This window comes from Actinoplanes sp. NPDC049802 (assembly GCF_040656595.1).
GTDB lineage: Bacteria > Actinomycetota > Actinomycetes > Mycobacteriales > Micromonosporaceae > Actinoplanes.
Genome location: NZ_JBFAMR010000003.1, coordinates 260654 through 278210, shown reverse-complemented (window position 1 = coordinate 278210; position 17557 = coordinate 260654). Strand labels below are relative to the sequence as shown.

Here is a 17557-nt window from a genome sequence, read left to right as displayed (position 1 = left end):
CGATCTCGGCCTTGAACTCGGACGTGAATGCCCGCCGCGGCCTCGATCGCTTCTTTCCCACGCTCTCCATGATGCTGGACATCCTCCCGGAGACCTCAGGTCCCCTGATCTTGGATGTCCGTCAAAACGGGGCAGGCCCACTTCCTCCTCAATCCTGGTGTGGTGGTGACTTGCGGACGACGTCTTCGGCGATCACGGCGAGCACGCGAGCCAGGACGTCCGGGTCGATGCTGATGCGGCGCATCTGCCGCCGTGGGCGGCGGTGCTCGGATCGGGGCGTCGGCCTCGTCATCCGGGCGGACGTCCGTCCGTCGTCCGTCCGCGCGGATCGGTGCGCAGACGCGTGCGGGGGTACGGATGTCCGCGCGGACGTTGCGCACTACACATTGGCGGCTCGCCAGCGTCCCCGGCTGACCTGGGCGACGCGGTCGGCGGTGGCGTGAGCCTGAAGTCGGTCGTAGATCCATGTGCGCCTCATTCCGGTGAGCTGCATGAGCTGCGGGACGGAGAGTCCCTGATCTGGGGCATCGGCCAGGGCCGCCCAGAGCGTGTCCTCCGGGGCGGTGCCGGGGAGGAGGCCGGGGTCGAGGACGTCGTCGGCGCTGGTTTCGAGAGCGTCGGCGGAGGGCTGGTCCAGGTCGGGGCGTTCAAACGCGTAGCGCTCGGCGCAGGCGCGGACGTTGTCGTCGGTGACCAGGTAGGCGCGGGCTCGGCGCGGCTGGTGGAAGCCCTCGGCCGACACGAGGAACTTGCCGGGCGCGTCGAGGGTGTGCGCGTGCCAGCCGGCCGCGAACATGCCCTGACCGAGGATCAGATCGGTGTCCCGGCGCTCACGGACGCGCAGGCACACCCGGACGTCCATCTGGGAGCGGACGGCGCCTTTACCCATAGCCTGCTGGGTCGGGCGCTGGGTGGCGGCCAGCAGGGTCACGGCGACCGCCCGGCCGCGCAGGACGACCGAGTCGGCGCTCTCGACGGCGGCAGGTGCGTGGTCAGCGAGTTCCGCATACTCGTCGACCACGATGACCAGGGCGGGGGTTCGCTCGGTGGGGAGCCAGAGCCGTGCGGAGCTGTCGCCCATCGCGCGGGCTCGCGCTTCGAGCACCTGGACGGCGTCACGCAGCATCGCCGCCGCCTCGGCCGGAGTGGTGGCGAGCCTGGCCAGGCATGGTGCCCACGGGCGTAGTTCCATGCCGCCCTTAAGATCGATGCCCCAGAGAACGACGTCCGTGCAGGCGACCAGGTTGCCGATGATGACGTTGAGGATGCCGCTCTTGCCGGCCCCGGCGATGCCGCCGATGAGCACGTGCCGCCGCAGCATCGGGACCCGAACATCGGTCGCGTCCTCGAAGACGCCGAGCCGGATCGGATCGATGACCGATCCGGCGGCCGGGCCGGGCCACGGCACGGCGTTGGCGTGCGGGTCCCCGGCCAGCACCCGCATGACGAAGCGGCCGGCGTGTGCCGGGTCCGGTTCGACCCGGACTGCGCCGGGCCGGGTGCCGAGCCCGGATTCGATCGCGGGGACGTGGGCGACGACGTCCGCGACGGTCTGTCCGGCGCGCAGTGTCATCCTGGCTCGCCAGCCCCACACGTCGACCACCGCCGACAGCACCCGGGAACCCGCGAGACCGATCTGTTCGGCCATGTCGGGCCAAGCCTGGATGGTGCGGTCCACGCGGACCCGGGCTCGGCGGCGCCGGTGCGCCCACCACGGGATGCCACCGGCCACCGTCGCGACCAACAGGAGGATCTGTAGAGGCCGCTGCCCCGGGCCGAGAGCGGTGGCGGCGGTAAGCCATCCGCCGGCGACCACGGTCACGACCGTGGCGTAGATGCGTTCCTCGGACCGGGTCGCGCCCCATGGCGCGCCGCGCTGGAAGGCGAGCAGTGCCGCCGCACCGGTGACCACGAGCACCCAACCCCAACCGCGTGAGTGTGCGGTGTGCAGTCTGACTGGCCGATCGACATGCTCGCGCTTATTCCCCAGGCTCACCGAGGGCAGCTCGCAAGGCGGCAACCTGTTCAACCGGGTTCAAGTAGGCCGACATTAGGTCCACGGCACTCGGACGGCCCCCGGTTCGCGGAAAGCGCGAACCGGGGGCCGTTTCGGTTCGTCTGCTCCGGGGCCGAGCCGCGGAACCCCGCACCCCGGTGGGCGTGGCAGGGGGTGTGTTTCGACCGCCTCAGACGGGCAGGACGGACACATCGTATTTCTGGATGTGCGCGTCACGAGTGACCAGGCTCAGATGTTCCACCTTGGCCTGAGCGATGAGCATCCGATCGAACGGGTCGCGGTGGATCAGCGGGAGACGTCCTGCGACGATGCCGTGCTCGGCGGTGATGCTCAGGTGCCGGAAGCCGCTGTCGCGGATGCGCTCGGCCAGATCGGCCGGCTTCTCGAGTTTGCCGAGCGACTGTTTGATGGCTACCTCCCAGATCGTCGCCGGGCTGATGTAGACGTCCGGTTCATGATCGAGACGTTCCTTGATCTCGGCGGCAAGCGTGGAGTCGTCCGTGAGCCACCACAGCACGACGTGAGTGTCGAGGAGCAGGCTCATGCGAGACCGAAATCCCGTGCGATCGACTCGTTCACCTCGGTGGAGTCCCAATCTTCCGTTACGGCGAGCTGACCGGCGAGGGAGCCTCTGCCGACCCTGTCAACCCTGCGATCGAGCGGGATCACCTTGGCGACGGGTGTGCCGGCCCGGCTGATGATGATCTCTTCGCCGTGCTCGACGCGGTCGATGATCCGCGAGAGGTTCGTTTTCGCGTCGTGGATGTTGAACTGCGCGGCTGCTTCAGGCATGACGACCTCCTTAGCTAAGAGGTTAGCCCGGCGTTGACGTGCTGGGCGATCCAGTCGCTTGTCCGTCGACGGCCGTCCGCAGCCGTTGAGCCCGTTCGCCTGGGTTCAAGTAGGCGGTCATCAGCTCCACGAGAGGGTCTTCGCACGACGAGCCGCCCCGGACCTCAGGCCCGGGGCGGCTCGTCGTCGTGGTCAGCGGGTCACGCCGCCTCCCGCAAGAGTGCACCGGCACCGTGCGGCACTCACGGGTCGTGTGGTCCCGGGCGGGGTGATGACCGGAAGGCTCAGCCGGATGGCCACCTGACCGTGATCCATGCCGAGGGCACAGCGGCCGACGCGCGACGCCCGTTCCGGCGGCGGGCGCTGATCCATCGGGGCAACGGTGTGGTGCGGCAGGCTGGAATCATCTCGACGTGGCTTGGAACGAGCAGACCCGGGTGGGACTGGAGACCGCGCTGAATGAAGCCGAGGTGGTGGGGCTTCGTCTCTCCTCGGTTGATTCGGCGTGTGAACTGCTACTGCATGTCTGTGCTCAGTCCGAACAAGTGACCGAGAGTCGGGACCCGCGCCGATTGCTCCGGCTGCTACGCCCGGCGCGAATCCGGGTTCTGCTGCGTGAGGACCGGCAAGACGGGTACGGGCCGGCTATCCCTCTGACCGGCCTGGCGGACGTGGAATCCTTCTTCGCGTCTCTCGATGGCTGGGATTCGATGTACGGCTGGGAGTTTCTCGACCGCCCGCACCGCGTCGACGATTGGCCGGAGGAGCCGAGCCTCACCGTTGAGGTCGGTGCTGGGGCCGCCTCCCACTCGCTGTTCTGGTTCACCGAGTGCTGGCGGACCGACGACGAAGTGCGCTTCTGCATCGAAGGCACGGTCGACTTCGACGATCTTGAGGTCACGTACGCGGACGGCGTAGGCGAGTCCGTGGAACAGTTCATCGCCGAAGGGCGACGGTGGTGGGACGTGCTCTTCGGCCGGACTGGACGGCCGCCTCAGGTCCAGGCGACGTCGGCCGAGGCGCCGTCATGGCGTGAGCGTCGGCCGGGCACCAGCTTCGTGGGGGCGTAGGGGCCAAGCGCGCCTCGACCGATCCTGTCGACCCGGCGGTTGAGCGGAATGGCCTTGCCATGCGCTGTAGTCGGTCTTGTTCGGCTGGTCGTGGGCGCCCTCTCGGAGCGTTTGAGTCAGCGCCCATGGCCAGCCGGGACCGATCGCCCGTTGGATTCGTGCCAGATGGTGGTGCGACTCTTGCAGGAAGCGGGGGCTCAGTAGGAGCCGGCGGCCTGGAAGTGGTTCCAGGCGCCGCAGGGGGAGTCGTACCGGCCCTCGATGTAGCCGAGGCCCCAGCGGATCTGGGTGGCCGGGTTGATCTTCCAGTCGTCGGCGATCGAGGCCATCTTGCTGCCGGGGTAGGCCTGTGGGATGCCGTAGGCACCGGACGCCGGGTTGGTGGCCCGGTAGTTCCAGCCGCTCTCGTGATCCCACAGCCTGTTCAGGCAGGAGAACTCGCTGAACTCGAACCCGGCCTTGATCATCAGGGCGCAGCCGACCTCGCGGCTGCCGCTGAGGCTCTTGCACGCCGCCGGGATCGTGCCGGTGTAGGGGACCGGGCCCACCTCGGCGGCCCGCCTCGCCGCGGCCTTCTTCTCCTCGTCGGCCTTCTTCTGTGCGGCGTCCAGCGCCTTGGCGTCGGCGGCGGCCGTCTTCACCACGGCGTTCGCCTTCTGCGCGGCCACCTTCTCCGCCTCGGCCCGGGCGGCGCGTGCCGCGGCATGCTGCTGCTCCCGCTCGGCCAGGAGGCGCTGCGTCTCCGCGGTTTCGGCGGTGCTCGTCGCGGAACCCTGGCGCTGCGTCAGATAGACGCCACCGGCCACGCCGGCCAGTAGCAGGGTTACCGCGGCGACGCGCGCGCCGACCTTCCGGATGCGTTGCGGTCGAATCACCGGGGGTCCCTTCGACGGCCGTGGGTCGTCCGCTAGGAGTGCGAAGTGGCCCGGATCTTACGCCCAACAGCGAGCCGTGCGGGTGGTGGGACGGGTCTGGTGCGGCCACGACTCGCGAGCCGTGCGGGTGGTGGGACGGGTCTGGTGCGGCCACGACTCGCGAGCCGTGCGGGTGGTGGGACGGTCTGGCGCGGCCACGACTCGCGAGCCGTGCGGGTCGTGGGACGGTCTGGCGCGGCCACCCGTGGAGATAAATACTTGTCGATGCTTTCGGTCGTCCCCGAACCGGAGCGTCCCCGTCCCCACGAACCGTGCGAGGAATCCCCGATGCGAAAGAGACTCAAGCTCCTGCTCGCCGCGCTCGTCACCGCGACGATGGCGGCACTGGCGGCGCTCGCGCTGCCCCCGCCAGCCTCCGCGGCCGCGCTGACCGAGGTCACCGGCTTCGGCGCCAACCCGAGCAACCTGCGGATGTACCTCTACGTGCCCGACAACCTGGCGCCCCGGCCGGGTCTGCTCGTCGCCGTCCACTACTGCACCGGCACCGGCCCGGCCTTCTACAGCGGCTCCCGGTTCGCCTCGCTCGCCGACCGGTACGGCTACATCGTGGTCTACCCGTCGGTGACCCGGAGCAGCCAGTGCTTCGACGTCGCCTCCCCGCAGGCGCTCACCCGTAACGGTGGAAGCGACCCGGTCGGCATCAAATCGATGATCGACTACGTGCGGGCCCGGTACCCGGTCGACCCGGACCGCATCGTGGCCACCGGCGTCTCCAGCGGGGCGATGATGACGAACGTCCTGCTGGGCCTGTACCCCGACGTGTTCTCGGCGGGCTCGGCCTTCGCCGGGGTGCCGTTCGGATGCTTCGCCACCACCAACGGCTCCGAGTGGAACAGCGACTGTGCCAACGGCCTCGTCACCAAGACCCCGCAGCAATGGGGCGACCTGGTACGCAACGCCTACCCGGGCTACACCGGAAGCCGCCCGCGCATGCAGACGTGGCACGGCACCAACGACGAGATCCTGCGCTACCCCAATTTCGGCGAGCAGATCGACCAGTGGACGAACGTGCACGGTCTCAGCCAGACGCCGTCGTTCACCGACACCCCGCAGACCGGATACACCCGCACCCGGTACGGCGGCGCCGGTGACACCGCACCGGTGGAGGCGATCAGCATGAACGGGGTCAGCCACAACCTGCCCGTCGACGCTGCCGCCGCCGTCCACTTCCTCGGACTCGACACCACGACGCCGTCGTCACCCAGTCCGTCGTCACCCGGCCCGTCGGCGTCCAGTTCGGCGCCGGCCGGCGGCTGCCGGGTCGCCTACACCGTCAGCGCCTGGAACACCGGGTTCACCGCGTCGGTCACCGTCACCAACACCGGTGCGGCGGTGGTCAACGGCTGGACACTCCGTTTCACCCTGCCCACCGGGCAGGCCGTGACGAACGCCTGGAACGCCGCCGTCAGCCCGGCCGGCGGGGCCGTCGCCGCCACCAACGTCTCCTACAACGCCACGCTCACCGCCGGCGGGTCCCAGACCTTCGGCTTCCAGGGCACACACACCGGCAACACCGCCGAACCGGGCGCCTTCACCCTCAACAACGCCACCTGCGCGGTGGTCTGACACGGCGACGCGGCGCCGGGATCCACCTCGGCGCCGCGTACGGCGTACATCTCAGGGAAGTGGAAAAGGCAGTTTGATGCCCGCCAGGGCGTCCTTGCACCCACAGGAACGCTCGGCGGGCAGCTTGACCACCGCGTCGAGAAGAACGTCCCGCAGCCGCGCCGTGTTGTCGGCGAACACTGCGAAGACCTCCTCCTGGGTCACCCCGTGCTCGCCCTCGACGCCCGCGTCCAGATCGGTGACCAGAGCGATAGCCGTGTAACAGAGGGCCAGCTCGCGGGCCAGGACCGCCTCCGGATGGCCGGTCATGTTCACGATCGTGCCGCCGATCGAGGTGAACCAGCGCGACTCGGCCCGGGTGGAGAAGCGCGGGCCCTCGACCACCACCATGGTCCCGCCGTCCACCGCCTTCACCCGCTCGGCGGAGCCCAGCACCGTCGACCGGCCCACCGGACAATACGGATCGGCGAACGACACGTGCACCGCGCCCGAGTCGTAGAACGTCTGCTCACGGCCGCTCGTACGGTCGATCAGCTGGTCCGGCACCACGAACGTGCCCGGGCCCAGCTCCGGGCGCAGGCCGCCGACCGCGCACGGGGCGATGATCTGCCGGACGCCCAGCGAACGCAGCGCCCACAGATTGGCCCGGTAGGGAATCCTGTGCGGGGGAAAACGGTGGTCACGACCGTGACGGGGCAGGAACGCCACCCGGCGGCCGCCCACCTCGGCGATCGTGATCCGGTCCGAGGGGCGACCATACGGGGTGTCGACCTCGTGCTCGGTGGCGTGATCCAGGAGCGCGTACAGCCCCGATCCGCCGATGACGCCGATCTCTGCTGCCGTAGGTGGCGGGTTCATGTCCAGACCTTATCGAGGGCCGGAATGCCAGGCTAATGTGCTGGCATGGCTACGTCGACGGGACGGCGGTAAACACGTGTTCGGTGAGCAGCAGCGGATCGGAGGCCGGTCGGTGGAGTCGATGACCGGTCGGCTGCTCGTCGCCACACCCACCCTCAAGGACCCCAACTTCGACCGTACGGTCGTGCTGCTGGTGGCCCACGAGACGGGTGGCGCGCTGGGTGTCGTGCTCAACCGCGCGACCGAGGTTCCGGTGGCCGAGGTCCTCGGCGCCTGGGGCGAGCTGGCCGGCGACCCGGCGGTCCTCTTCGAGGGCGGGCCGGTGCAACCCGAGTCGGCCATCTGCCTCGCCCGGACCCGGCCCGAGGTGAAGAAGCGGCTGTCCGGCTTCCATCCGGTGAGCGGCGCGCTCGGCACCCTCGATCTCTCCGCCGATCCGGAGCGCATGCGGGAGAACGTGACGGGCATCCGGGTCTTCGCCGGCTATTCGGGATGGTCGGCGGGCCAGCTGGAGGAGGAGATCGCCTCCGGTTCCTGGTTCGTCTTCGACGCGCTGCCCGGCGACCCGTTCGTCGAACGTCCCGACGACCTCTGGGCGATGGTTCTGCGCCGGCAGGGCGACATCCTGGCCGCTGTCGCCCATTTCCCGCCGGACGTCTCCCTCAACTGAGGGGGGTGCCGGAAGGGTCGCCGTAAGGGTGTGTAGTATTTCCAGCGTGCCCGAGGGAAACAACGGGGACAAAGTAGGTAGAAGTGCAGCAAGGGGCTGTGGCGCAGCTGGTAGCGCACCACACTGGCAGTGTGGGGGTCAGGGGTTCGAGTCCCCTCAGCTCCACCCCAAGAAACACCCGGACTGAAGTCCGGGTGTTTTCGTTTTGTGCCAGATCACCTCTCGGCCTGCGTCCGAGCCGTAATGATCAATGCATCCAGGGGCGCGGCCGTCGTGCTGGAGGCGGTGACCGCGCCCGGGGAGAAGAACGCCTGCCCGGGGTCGACCCGCTGTCCCGGCATCAGCGTGAGCGAGCCCTCCAGGTTGTCAGGCCCACATGCGGTTCCTGCCCGGCTCTCGGTGGTGACAGATCGGTCAGCTTTCGAGAAGCACCGGTGCCGTCCACACCCCTAGCGTGGCCGGCATGAACAAGTGGATCCGGCAAATTCACCGCTGGCTCGCCGCCACCTTCACCGTGACGGTCATCGCCACCACCGTGGCCCTCGCGCAGGAGGATCCGATCTCCTGGATCGTCTACGTGCCGCTGCTGCCGCTCGCCCTGCTCTTCTTCTCCGGCCTGTACCTGTTCGTGCTGCCGTACCTGGCGAAACGCGGGGCGGCCGCCCGCTGAGGCGGCCACCGGTACCGCCTCGGCCGGGGCCATCAGCGGCACCCTCTACCGCGATCCGGTCAGCGCCGTGGCGCGCCGCGTTCGGGCCCACCCGAACGGGCGCCCGGGCCACGGCGCTGTCCGGATATCCGGCCGCGTCAGGCGGGCCGGTATGCGAAGGAGCCGAACTGGGCGTGCAGGTCGGCGAGCAGCGGTGGCGCGGGACCGTCGCCGGCCGCCGGGCGGGCGCGCTGGATCGCGTACGAGCGGACTCCGGCCCGCGCCAGCAGGCCGGCCATCTCGGCCACCGCGTCGTCGTCCGTCCCCTCGTCGACCGTGGTGCGCACCTCGTAGGCCACCCCGGACTCCAGGACCAGCCGTAGCGAGGCCCACGCCCGGTCTGCGGCCACCGCGGAACCGGTCACCGCTGGGTACAGTCGCGGCAAGGCCTTGATGTCCAGCCCCACCCAGTCGACCAGCGGCAGCAGCGCGGCCAGCCGTCGCGGGTGGGCTCCACCGGTGTGCAGCCCGACGTCGAATCCGATCTCGCGTACCTCGTGGATCGCGGGAAGCAGAGCGGCCTGCATGGTCGGCTCTCCTCCGGAGAAGACGACTCCGTCGAGCAGGCCCGCCCGGCGCCGCAGCAGTTCGGTGACGTCGTCCCAGGACACGGTGGTGGCCGTGCCTCCCGGGATGAGTTGCGGGTTGTGGCAGTACCGGCAGGTCCACGGGCAGCCCTGGCAGAACACCGTGGCCACCAGCCGGCCCGGCCAGTCGCAGGTCGACAGCCGGCTGAGACCGCCGATACGCAGGCTCACGCGACCGGCTCGCGGAAGGAGAGCCGCTCCTCGTGCTCGCTGCGCTTGCCCGCGTTGAACGAGGACACCGGGCGGTGGTAGCCCATCACCCGGGTCCATACCTCGCAGGTGGCGCCGCAGGACGGGCAGTGCGGCCGCTCGCCGGTGAGGTAACCGTGCGCGGGGCAGATGGAGAAGGTCGGGGTGATCGTCACGTACGGTGTCCGGAAGTTCTCCAGTGCGCGTCGGACCAGCTTGGCGCACGCCTGTGCGGAGCTGACCCGTTCACCCAGGTAGAGATGCAGCACCGTGCCGCCGGTGTATTTGACCTGTAGTTCCTCCTGGCGTTCCAGTGCCTCGAACGGGTCATCGGTGAAGCCGACCGGCAGTTGCGTGGAGTTGGTGTAGTACGGCGCGTCCGGTGTGCCGGCCTGCAGGATGCCGGGGCATTGCTGTCGGTCGGCGCGGGCGAATCGATAGGTGGCGCCCTCGGCCGGGCTGGCCTCCAGGTTGTACAGATTGCCGGTCTGCTGCTGGTACTCGACCATCTTGCGGCGGGTGTGATCGAGAAGCCGCAGCGCCAACGCCTTGCCCTCGCCGGTGGTGATGTCGTGCCGGTCCGCGGTGAAGTTGCGGATCATCTCGTTGACCCCGTTGATCCCCAGCGTGGAGAAGTGGTTGCGCAACGTGCCGAGATAACGCCTGGTGTACGGGTACAGCCCACCGTCGATGTGGTTCTGGACCACTCGCCGCTTGATCTCCAGGCTGTCCCGGCCCAGGTCCAGCAGTTCGTCCAGGCGGCGCAGCAGTGCCGGCTCGTCACCGGCGTAGCGCCAGCCGAGCCGGGCGCAGTTGACGGTGACCACGCCGAGCGAGCCGGTCTGTTCGGCGCTGCCGAACAGACCGTTGCCGCGTTCCAGCAGCTCGGTCAGGTCGAGCCGGAGTCGGCAGCACATCGAGCGCACCTGGTTCGGCGTCAGGTCGGAGTTGATGAAGTTCTGGAAGTACGGCAGCCCGTATTTCGCGGTCATCGCGAACAGCCGCCGGGCGTTGTCGCAGTCCCAGTCGAAGTCGGCGGTGATGTTGTAGGTCGGGATGGGGAAGGTGAACACCCGGCCCAGCGCGTCGCCCGCGGTCATCACCTCGATGAACGCACGGTTGATGAGGTCCATCTCGGACTGTAGTTCGCCGTAGGTGAACGGCATCTCCCGCCCGGCGATCTCCGGGATCTCGTCGCGCAGATCCTCCGGGCAGACCCAGTCGAAGGTCAGATTGGTGAACGGCGTCTGGGTGCCCCACCGGGACGGGACGTTGAGGTTGTAGACCATCTCCTGGATCGCCTGGCGTACCTCGTCGTAGCCGAGCCGGTCGACGCGGACGTACGGCGCCAGGTACGTGTCGAACGAGCTGAATGCCTGCGCGCCGGCCCACTCGTTCTGCAATGTGCCGAGAAAGTTGACGATCTGTCCCAACGCGCTGGACAGGTGTCGTGGCGGCGCCGATGTGATGCGGCCGGGCACCCCACCGAGCCCCTGTTCCAGCAGCATCCGCAGGGACCATCCGGCGCAATAGCCACCGAGCATGTCGAGGTCGTGCAGGTGCAGGTCGCCGTGACGGTGCGCATCCGCGACCGCCTGCGGATAGACCTGTGACAGCCAGTAGTTGGCGGTGACCTTTCCGGACACGTTGAGGATCAGCCCGCCGAGTGAGTAGCCCTGGTTTGCGTTGGCCTGCACCCGCCAGTCACTGCGATCCAGATACTCGGCGACGGACGCGCCCGCGTCGATCAGGGCCGGGCGGGTGTCCATTGTCTGTGTCACGACTGCTCCTCATTGCGGACGGCGGGCCGGGTACGCGGCGAGGCCGGACGCGAACCGGCCACCGAGTCGACCGGGAGCCGTCCCGCGGCCCACCCTCGAGGCCACGAACCACCACGCGGACGGACCGCGCGGACAGCGGGCAGGTCTTCGGACTCGTGGGCGTTGTTGCACGCGCCTACTGGCCGTCGCTTCCCAGGCTCGCGCCCAGTGCTCGTGACGGCGGTCGTTCCCACTCACCGCTGCGGGGCAGTTCCGGATTTCACACCGGATTCCCTCTTACGACGACCGATCGGATGATCAGCCGTACCAGCTGCAGCGGACACCATATATCGGCCCTCAAGCTTTGCACCAAACCACATGTTGTGTGGCGGATGATCGGGACCTTGTACCTGGGGCTGCTCTCCGCGCCGCTTGAGCGATGTTTCCCCGTTTCGGGGGCGGCGTGCCGCCTCGAGCTCCTGCGCGAGTCGGCGGTACTCCACCGAGTCGCCGAGGGTGGGCGACATCGACATCGACCACCACGTCGCGGGGTGGAAGTGCTGAGCGGAGCCGCACCGCGGGGCTGCGCCATGGGTGCGGTCCGGCTTGTGGTGGCACGGCCGGGGCGTTACCTTGGGAGCGCTCCCACACTGCATCCCTCATCCCCAGGAGTGTGGCACGTGTCCCCATCCCGACCCAAGATCATGGCGGCCGCCGTCGTCTGCGCGACCGCGGTCGCCGGCGTCTGGTTCGCCACCGGCACCGCATCGGCCGGCGCCATCTCCGGAACGCTCTACCGCGATCCGGACACCCCGGTGGCTCGCTGGTTGCAGGCCAACCCGAGCGACTCGCGCAGCACGGTGATCCGCGACCGGATCGCCAGCCAGCCCGCCTCACGCTGGTTCGCCAATTTCAACGTCTCCACCATCCGCAACGAGGTGTCGTCGTACGTCGGCGCCGCCAACGCGGCCGGGCAGATCCCGGTCCTGACCCTCTACGGCATCACCAACCGCGACTGCGGAGGCGCCAGTTCCGGCGGCGCGCCGGACCTGACCCAGTACCAGAACTGGATCAACAACGCCGCACAGGGGCTGGGCGGGCGGACCGCCGTGATCGTGCTCGAACCCGACTCGATCGCGCTTCTGACCTGTCTGAACAGCTCCGAGATCGCGGCCCGTAACCAGGCCCTGCGCACCGCCACCCGGACGCTCAAAGCGGCCAACCCGAACGCCAAGGTGTACCTGGACGCCGGGCACTCCACCTGGAACAGCGCCGCCGAGCAGGCCTCCCGCCTGGCCGCGGCCGGTGTCGCCGACGCCGACGGCTTCTACACCAATGTGTCGAACTTCAACCCCACCACCGCCGAGGCCGCCTTCGGGCGGTCGCTCATCAGCGCGCTCAACGGTCGGGGCATCACCGGCAAACGGCAGGTGATCGACACCAGCCGGAACGGCGGGGCCAGCGGCGACTGGTGTGGTGACGACAACACCGACCGCCGGATCGGTCAGTATCCGACCGTGAACACGGGCGACGCCAACATCGACGGCTACCTGTGGGTGAAGCCGCCGGGCGAGGCGGACGGATGCCGGTACACGGCCGGTTCCTTCCAGCCGGATCTGGCCTACAGCCTGGCGAGCTCGGCGACCAACCCGCCGCCCTCCTCGCCGACGCCGGGAACCAGCTCGTCGGCCAGTTCGTCGCCGTCGTCCTCGCCCAGTTCGTCGCCGTCCGGATCTCCGCCGGTGATCGGGTCGTGCGCCGCCACCTATCGCACGACGAGCTCGTGGCAGGGCGGCTTCCAGGGTGAGGTGACCGTCCGGGCCGGCGGCAGCGGCACGGCCAACGGCTGGACGGTGACCTGGACCCTCGCCTCCGGACAGTCGATCAACCAGGTCTGGGGTGGTGTGCTGACCGTTTCCGGTTCGACCGCGACCGTGCGCAACGCCGACTGGAACGGCAGACTGCCCGCGGACGGCAGCACACAGTTCGGGCTCATCGGCTCGGGCAGCGCGGGGACACCCGTCCTCACCTGCACCGGGCGCTGATCCTTCCGGCCGGGCGCGGGGCAACCCACGCCCGGCCGTTCGGGTCAGCGCGGTGTTCCGGCCGGGCGTGGGAGAACCCACGCCCGGCCGTTCGGGTTCAGCGCGGTGGGGTGATCCCGAGGGTGCCGACCAGCTGGGCACGGAACTCCGTGCTCGCCAGGCGCGCCGCCTCGACCCGTGCGGCGTCGACCCGTGCCGGCATGTCGAGACGCGCCGACGGCTCCTCGTTACCGGCGGTGGCGGCGAACTTCTCGATCGCCGCCAGACCCGCCTCCGCCCGCGACACCCCGGCGGCGCGGCGGGCGTCCAGACGCTCCGCGTACCAGGGGGCGTCCAGAACCGACTCGCGGGTGAACAGGGCCCGGAACTCGGGGGAGTCGAGGTCCCAGCCCTCCGCGGAGGTCCCGTGGGCCATGATCTCCAGCAGCGCCCGCAGCGGCGGGATCGCCAGCGAGACCGTGCCGTCGGCGAAGTATGACCGGGCGACCCGCTCGTGGGTCTTCACGATCGTGTCGACCGAGTCGACGAACACCTGCATGTCCTGAAGCTCCGGGCGGAGCATCTCGGCGGTGAACACCGTGTCGGGGTGCAGGAAGATGCGCGCGAAGTACTTCACCGCGAACCGCTCGGTCATCCGGAAGCCGAGGCGGCCGGCCCGGACCGTGCGGCCCTCGTACTCGAAGTCGGCGATCTTCTCCATCGCGCCCTCGGCGATCAGGTTCGCCGCGTCCCGCTCGGCGGGGCTCATGCGCGAGAACAGCTCCGGTACGAGCAGCGAGAAGTCGTGTTCCACCTTGACCCGCGGCCCGATGTACCCGGCGGCAGACACCCAGCCGTCGTAGCCGGTGAGCACGAACGACAGCAGTGCCGCGTTCAGGTCGATCACCTGCGGCAGGGCGTTGAACGGGCCCTTCGTCATCGCACCCTCCGAGCCGGCGCCCGTGGTGGACGGCGACTTACCGGTCATGGAGGCGATGAACTCCATGAACAGCTCCGGCAGCTCCATGAAGTGCAGCGGGTTGTACGAGCACAGCGGAGGGATGCCGTTCTCCGGCGGGTTGTTGCGCCGTCCGGCCGCCACCACGTCGACCGGCAGGATCAACGGCGCGTCGGCCGGCAACCGGCGGGCCAGACGACCGGCCAGTTCGGCGATCGCGGTGCCGCGGGCGTTCGTACGGTCGGGGCGCTTCTGCAGGTAGCGGGGGTTCTTCGAGGGCTTGCCGTCGACCAGTCGCGGGTGTGCGGAGCTGACCGCGAACGACGACCCGTCCTCCTGAACGCCGCTGAGCAGGCGGGCCATCGGCTCGGTGAACGCGCTGAAAGCGACCGGGTCGCTGACGATCGCGGCGACGTCGTCCTTGGTCAGCGGCTGGAAGTTGGACAGGAACACGTCCGGTCCGGCGATGTCGAGCTCGGCCTGCCGGTCGTAGCCACGGATGATCGCGTCGTCCGGGCGCTGGAAGAGAAGGCCCTCGCAGTTCTCGACGATCTTGTAGGAGCGGTTCGGGTCGAGGCCCAGCCGGTCACCGGGCACGACCGTCGAGGCGGTGATGTCGTCCTGCGTCTGGACCTTCACCGCGGGGGAGAAGTCGTGACGCAGGCTGAACAGGCGCCAGGAGCCGTCGGCGTTGAAGCCCATCCGCAGACGGTTGACGACCACCTTCTTGCCGTCCAGGCGCAGCCGGGTGCCCGAGTCGCCGTCGACCTCGACGACGCTGAAGTGCCCGCGCCAGTCCTCGCCCCACTCCGGGCGGTACGCGTGCTTGACCACGTACAGCAGCCGCTTGACCCGCAGCGGCACGCTCTCCAGCCAGGCGTTGTACTCGGCGGTGTAGTCGGGCGACGGGGTGAGGAGCTTGATCACCGAGCCGATGGAACGCTCGGCGGACAGGATGCCCCGGGTGTCGACGCCGTTACGAGCCGAGTCGGCGAAGCGGTGCGAGAAGTCGTGCCCGATCAGCTCGGCGACCTTGTCCATGTCGCCGTCGAGATCCACGGCGTGCTCCGCACCGACGACGATGGCGTCGGCGATGGCCTTGGAGATCTCGGACTTGCCGCCGCCGGAGACGGTGGCCGGCTTGTGGCACGAGGTGGCGGTGGGCACGGTGCCGATCAGCGTCCACGCCGTACGGTCCTGGCGGTTCTGCGCCAGCTCCACCCGGTAGCCGCTGGGCGTGAGATAGGTGGTCCCACCCTGGAGCGGGATGCCGGCCGCTCCCTCGTCGCCCTTCCAGGTGATCTTCAGGTCGCGCAGCGAGAAGCGCGCTCCGGCGGGCACCAGGACGACACCGTCGAGCTGGCGGTCCAGCGCGTGGCCCTCCGGCTGGAGTGCGAAGCGGTCCGGGCTGAGGGCGAGCACGTCGGCCAGCGGGGTGTTGTCCGGGTCGGTGTACTCGTGGCCGAGCTGGTAGCTGGGGAAGACCAGCGCGCCACCGGCGTGCTCCTCCTCGCAGTTGCCGAACAGGTTCGCCGAGTAGGAGATCTGGGTCTTGATCTCCTTCTTGCAGTATCCGAAGTAGGTGTCGGCGATGACGGTGACGATCACGCCACGGTCGTCGCGGGCGCAGACCTTGAACGCCCGGCCGCCGTTGTACCTCTCGTCCTCGTTCTCCCAGCACATCCCGTCGCGCTGCTGCCGCTCGGTCGCCTCGCTGACGTGGGGCAGGCCGAGTTCCTTCTTCGTCACCCCGGTCAGGTGCGGGGCCAGGATGATGCAGCCGGTGTGCCCGGTCCAGGTGGCGGGCTCGAGAGAGGCGTCGTTCTCCGGCAGGTACGGGTCACCCTGGTTGCCGAAGATCGACTCGACGAAGTCGAGGTTGGCCACCAGGCCGCCGGGCACGATGAAACGGGTCTCCATGCGCTTCTCCCGGACGATGCCGGGCACCTCCGGGGAGACCAGCGGGCGCATGTAGAGAGAAACGAAGCAGGACGCCGGCCGGGACTCCGCCGAGGTGTAGGGGAGCATCATGTCGACGGCCGGCGGCTCGAACGCCTTCGCGAGCAGGCGGGCGAACGCCGTACGGGGAACGGCGATCTTGTCGTCCGGGATCGGCAGCCCGTCTTCGGCGATGTGGAAGACGCCGGCCGTGGTGCGCCGGTCGGTGGCCGGGTTGTGCAGGACCCCGTTGGCGACGCGGTAGCTGCTCAGCAGCGGGGAGACGTAGCTGTCCGCGCCGTACGGGAACGACAGCTCCCGGGCCATGCCGGGCTCGTCCAGCACGAGGGTGCGGCGGGGCAGGTGCGGCTGCTCGCCGGTGTCGGACAGGTAGTCGTCGAGGAACGCCTGGATCCGGGCGTCGGCGGCGCAGAGGCGATCGGACAGCCGTCGGCTGAGCTCGCGCTGACGGGCGAGAACCGGGCGTACGAGTCGGGCGGCCGGCGTCTCCTCGAAGGCGGCGGTGAGGGGTAGCCCGAGTTGGGCCAACCGGAGATTGATGGCGGCGCTGGGTGTCCCTGGGGAGCTACCCGGACGCGCCGAATTGAGAGAGAAAGACATCGGATCTCCTCGCCAGCTTGATCTGAAACGCGGGCACGTCAACGATGACGACGGATGAACTGGACCTTATGGACCTTGCGTGTGTCCGGACCAGAGGCGCGACAACCCCTACCAGCAGGGCCGATCGGCTCTGCTGGAAAGCGCGGATTGTGCTGAATGGCATCTGGATGACGGTTACGAAGTCCGGCTGAAAGCGACACGGCGGGAGTAACCGGGAGGGCCCGTGCCGCTACGGGGGGAACGGCACGGGCCGGGCGTAACGATATCCGTCGTTTCCCGGCAATGCGAGCCGCTGGGGCGAATACATAGGAATCACACAGAAATCACGGGCCGCCACCCGGATCTCCTCAGACCGTCGCGCCGAGGTGGCGGCGGCTGATCAGCGTCTGTAACTCGGACACCAGCAGGCGCGGCGAGACCGGCTTCGGTAGGTAGCCGTCGGCGCCGGCGCTGAGGCCCGCGTTCACGTCGTACGAGTGGTTGTTGCCGGAGACCATGAGGATCGCCATGTTCCGGATCGCCGGGTTGCCCCGGGCCAGCTGGCACAGCTCCATGCCGTTCATGGCCGGCATGCGCACATCGGTGATCAGGCCGACCGGCTTGGCGACGGTGAGGATGCGGGCCGCCGTGTTGCCGTCCTTCGCGCCGAGGGCCCGGTAACCGGCCTCCTCCAGGGTCACGGAGAGCATGTCGCGGACGTCGCTGTCGTCGTCGGCGACCACGATCAGGTTCTGGTTCATCGGGTGCTCCTCCTCGGGGACGACTGGCTGTTCGGCGCGAGCGGCCGGCGATAAAGGGTTTCGGCCGTTGCGGCCCGGTAGCGGTCAAGGCCCGACCCGGAGCGGATCGAGGGCCCCGACCGG

The 17557-nt window shown here is 69.2% G+C and carries 15 protein-coding genes, 1 tRNA gene and 1 riboswitch; of the genes, 6 read left to right on the top strand and 10 right to left on the bottom strand.

Features of this window, described 5'->3' with window-relative positions; all coding sequences use genetic code 11:
- Positions 1-148: 148 nt before the first annotated feature.
- The 4 genes from AB0I88_RS03935 to AB0I88_RS03920 form a co-directional block, all read right to left on the bottom strand.
- The gene (locus AB0I88_RS03935; RefSeq protein WP_361017961.1) at positions 149-292 is read right to left on the bottom strand and encodes a hypothetical protein; all 144 of its coding nucleotides are present in this window, start codon (positions 290-292) and stop codon (positions 149-151) included.
- 87 nt (positions 293-379) lie between these two features.
- Entirely contained in the window at positions 380-1918 is a 1539-nt protein-coding gene (locus AB0I88_RS03930; protein ID WP_361017959.1) for an FtsK/SpoIIIE domain-containing protein, read from the bottom strand.
- 268 nt (positions 1919-2186) lie between these two features.
- Positions 2187-2561 carry a type II toxin-antitoxin system VapC family toxin gene (locus AB0I88_RS03925; protein WP_361017957.1) on the bottom strand — a complete coding sequence of 125 codons (375 nt, stop codon included), beginning with the start codon at positions 2559-2561 and terminating at the stop codon, positions 2187-2189.
- Complete coding sequence (locus AB0I88_RS03920; protein WP_361017955.1) at positions 2558-2809, bottom strand: type II toxin-antitoxin system prevent-host-death family antitoxin; 252 nt, start codon at positions 2807-2809, stop codon at positions 2558-2560. Before AB0I88_RS03920 ends, AB0I88_RS03925 begins: the two co-directional genes overlap by 4 nt.
- A gap of 413 nt (positions 2810-3222) precedes the next feature.
- Between AB0I88_RS03920 and AB0I88_RS03915 the strand changes: the two genes are divergently transcribed.
- Complete coding sequence (locus AB0I88_RS03915) at positions 3223-3879, top strand: hypothetical protein (RefSeq protein ID WP_361017953.1); 657 nt, start codon at positions 3223-3225, stop codon at positions 3877-3879.
- Between the two features lie 197 nt (positions 3880-4076).
- On the opposite strand, the gene AB0I88_RS03910 is transcribed toward AB0I88_RS03915, so the two are convergent.
- Positions 4077-4754, bottom strand: a complete 678-nt coding sequence (locus tag AB0I88_RS03910) for a lytic transglycosylase domain-containing protein (RefSeq protein WP_361017951.1) — start codon at positions 4752-4754, stop codon at positions 4077-4079.
- 327 nt (positions 4755-5081) lie between these two features.
- Between AB0I88_RS03910 and AB0I88_RS03905 the strand changes: the two genes are divergently transcribed.
- Complete coding sequence (locus AB0I88_RS03905) at positions 5082-6380, top strand: PHB depolymerase family esterase (RefSeq protein ID WP_361017949.1); 1299 nt, start codon at positions 5082-5084, stop codon at positions 6378-6380.
- A gap of 51 nt (positions 6381-6431) precedes the next feature.
- Here AB0I88_RS03905 and AB0I88_RS03900 read toward each other — a convergent pair whose 3' ends face one another.
- Positions 6432-7238, bottom strand: coding sequence for an S-methyl-5'-thioadenosine phosphorylase (locus AB0I88_RS03900; RefSeq protein ID WP_361017947.1), 807 nt, complete (start codon positions 7236-7238; stop codon positions 6432-6434).
- A gap of 121 nt (positions 7239-7359) precedes the next feature.
- Here AB0I88_RS03900 and AB0I88_RS03895 point away from each other — a divergent pair, with 121 nt between their 5' ends.
- The 3 genes from AB0I88_RS03895 (at position 7360) to AB0I88_RS03885 (ending at position 8578) form a co-directional block, all read left to right on the top strand.
- Positions 7360-7908, top strand: a complete 549-nt coding sequence (locus AB0I88_RS03895; protein WP_361017945.1) for a YqgE/AlgH family protein — start codon at positions 7360-7362, stop codon at positions 7906-7908.
- 92 nt (positions 7909-8000) lie between these two features.
- A tRNA-Ala gene (locus AB0I88_RS03890) sits at positions 8001-8073 on the top strand.
- 298 nt (positions 8074-8371) lie between these two features.
- The gene (locus AB0I88_RS03885; RefSeq protein WP_361017943.1) at positions 8372-8578 is read left to right on the top strand and encodes a hypothetical protein; all 207 of its coding nucleotides are present in this window, start codon (positions 8372-8374) and stop codon (positions 8576-8578) included.
- A 137-nt stretch (positions 8579-8715) separates the two neighbouring features.
- On the opposite strand, the gene AB0I88_RS03880 is transcribed toward AB0I88_RS03885, so the two are convergent.
- Both AB0I88_RS03880 and AB0I88_RS03875 read right to left on the bottom strand, forming a co-directional pair.
- Positions 8716-9375: an anaerobic ribonucleoside-triphosphate reductase activating protein gene (locus AB0I88_RS03880; RefSeq protein ID WP_361017941.1), complete on the bottom strand. Its 660-nt coding sequence runs from the start codon at positions 9373-9375 to the stop codon at positions 8716-8718.
- Positions 9372-11174, bottom strand: a complete 1803-nt coding sequence (locus AB0I88_RS03875) for a ribonucleoside triphosphate reductase (protein ID WP_361017939.1) — start codon at positions 11172-11174, stop codon at positions 9372-9374. Before AB0I88_RS03875 ends, AB0I88_RS03880 begins: the two co-directional genes overlap by 4 nt.
- A gap of 120 nt (positions 11175-11294) precedes the next feature.
- Positions 11295-11500: riboswitch (cobalamin riboswitch) on the bottom strand.
- Positions 11501-11833: 333 nt separating this feature from the next.
- Here AB0I88_RS03875 and AB0I88_RS03870 point away from each other — a divergent pair.
- On the top strand, positions 11834-13198 hold the full coding sequence (locus AB0I88_RS03870) for a glycoside hydrolase family 6 protein (RefSeq protein ID WP_361017937.1): 1365 nt from the start codon (positions 11834-11836) through the stop codon (positions 13196-13198).
- A gap of 97 nt (positions 13199-13295) precedes the next feature.
- On the opposite strand, the gene AB0I88_RS03865 is transcribed toward AB0I88_RS03870, so the two are convergent.
- Positions 13296-16622: a hypothetical protein gene (locus tag AB0I88_RS03865; protein ID WP_361017935.1), complete on the bottom strand. Its 3327-nt coding sequence runs from the start codon at positions 16620-16622 to the stop codon at positions 13296-13298.
- Between the two features lie 419 nt (positions 16623-17041).
- A complete protein-coding gene (locus tag AB0I88_RS03860) occupies positions 17042-17434 on the bottom strand; it encodes a response regulator (protein ID WP_361017933.1) in 393 nt (130 codons plus the stop codon).
- Between the last annotated feature and the right edge of the window lie 123 nt (positions 17435-17557).

What these genes read in the sequence shown, in the direction of transcription:
- AB0I88_RS03905 (WP_361017949.1), top strand. Translation starts at nt 5,082, where the DNA reads ATGCGAAAGAGACTCAAGCTCCTGCTCGCCGCGCTCGTCACCGCGACG.
- AB0I88_RS03900 (WP_361017947.1), bottom strand. Translation starts at nt 7,238, where the DNA reads ATGAACCCGCCACCTACGGCAGCAGAGATCGGCGTCATCGGCGGATCG.
- AB0I88_RS03935 (WP_361017961.1), bottom strand. Translation starts at nt 292, where the DNA reads ATGACGAGGCCGACGCCCCGATCCGAGCACCGCCGCCCACGGCGGCAG.
- AB0I88_RS03860 (WP_361017933.1), bottom strand. Translation starts at nt 17,434, where the DNA reads ATGAACCAGAACCTGATCGTGGTCGCCGACGACGACAGCGACGTCCGC.
- AB0I88_RS03920 (WP_361017955.1), bottom strand. Translation starts at nt 2,809, where the DNA reads ATGCCTGAAGCAGCCGCGCAGTTCAACATCCACGACGCGAAAACGAAC.
- AB0I88_RS03925 (WP_361017957.1), bottom strand. Translation starts at nt 2,561, where the DNA reads ATGAGCCTGCTCCTCGACACTCACGTCGTGCTGTGGTGGCTCACGGAC.
- AB0I88_RS03895 (WP_361017945.1), top strand. Translation starts at nt 7,360, where the DNA reads ATGACCGGTCGGCTGCTCGTCGCCACACCCACCCTCAAGGACCCCAAC.
- AB0I88_RS03885 (WP_361017943.1), top strand. Translation starts at nt 8,372, where the DNA reads ATGAACAAGTGGATCCGGCAAATTCACCGCTGGCTCGCCGCCACCTTC.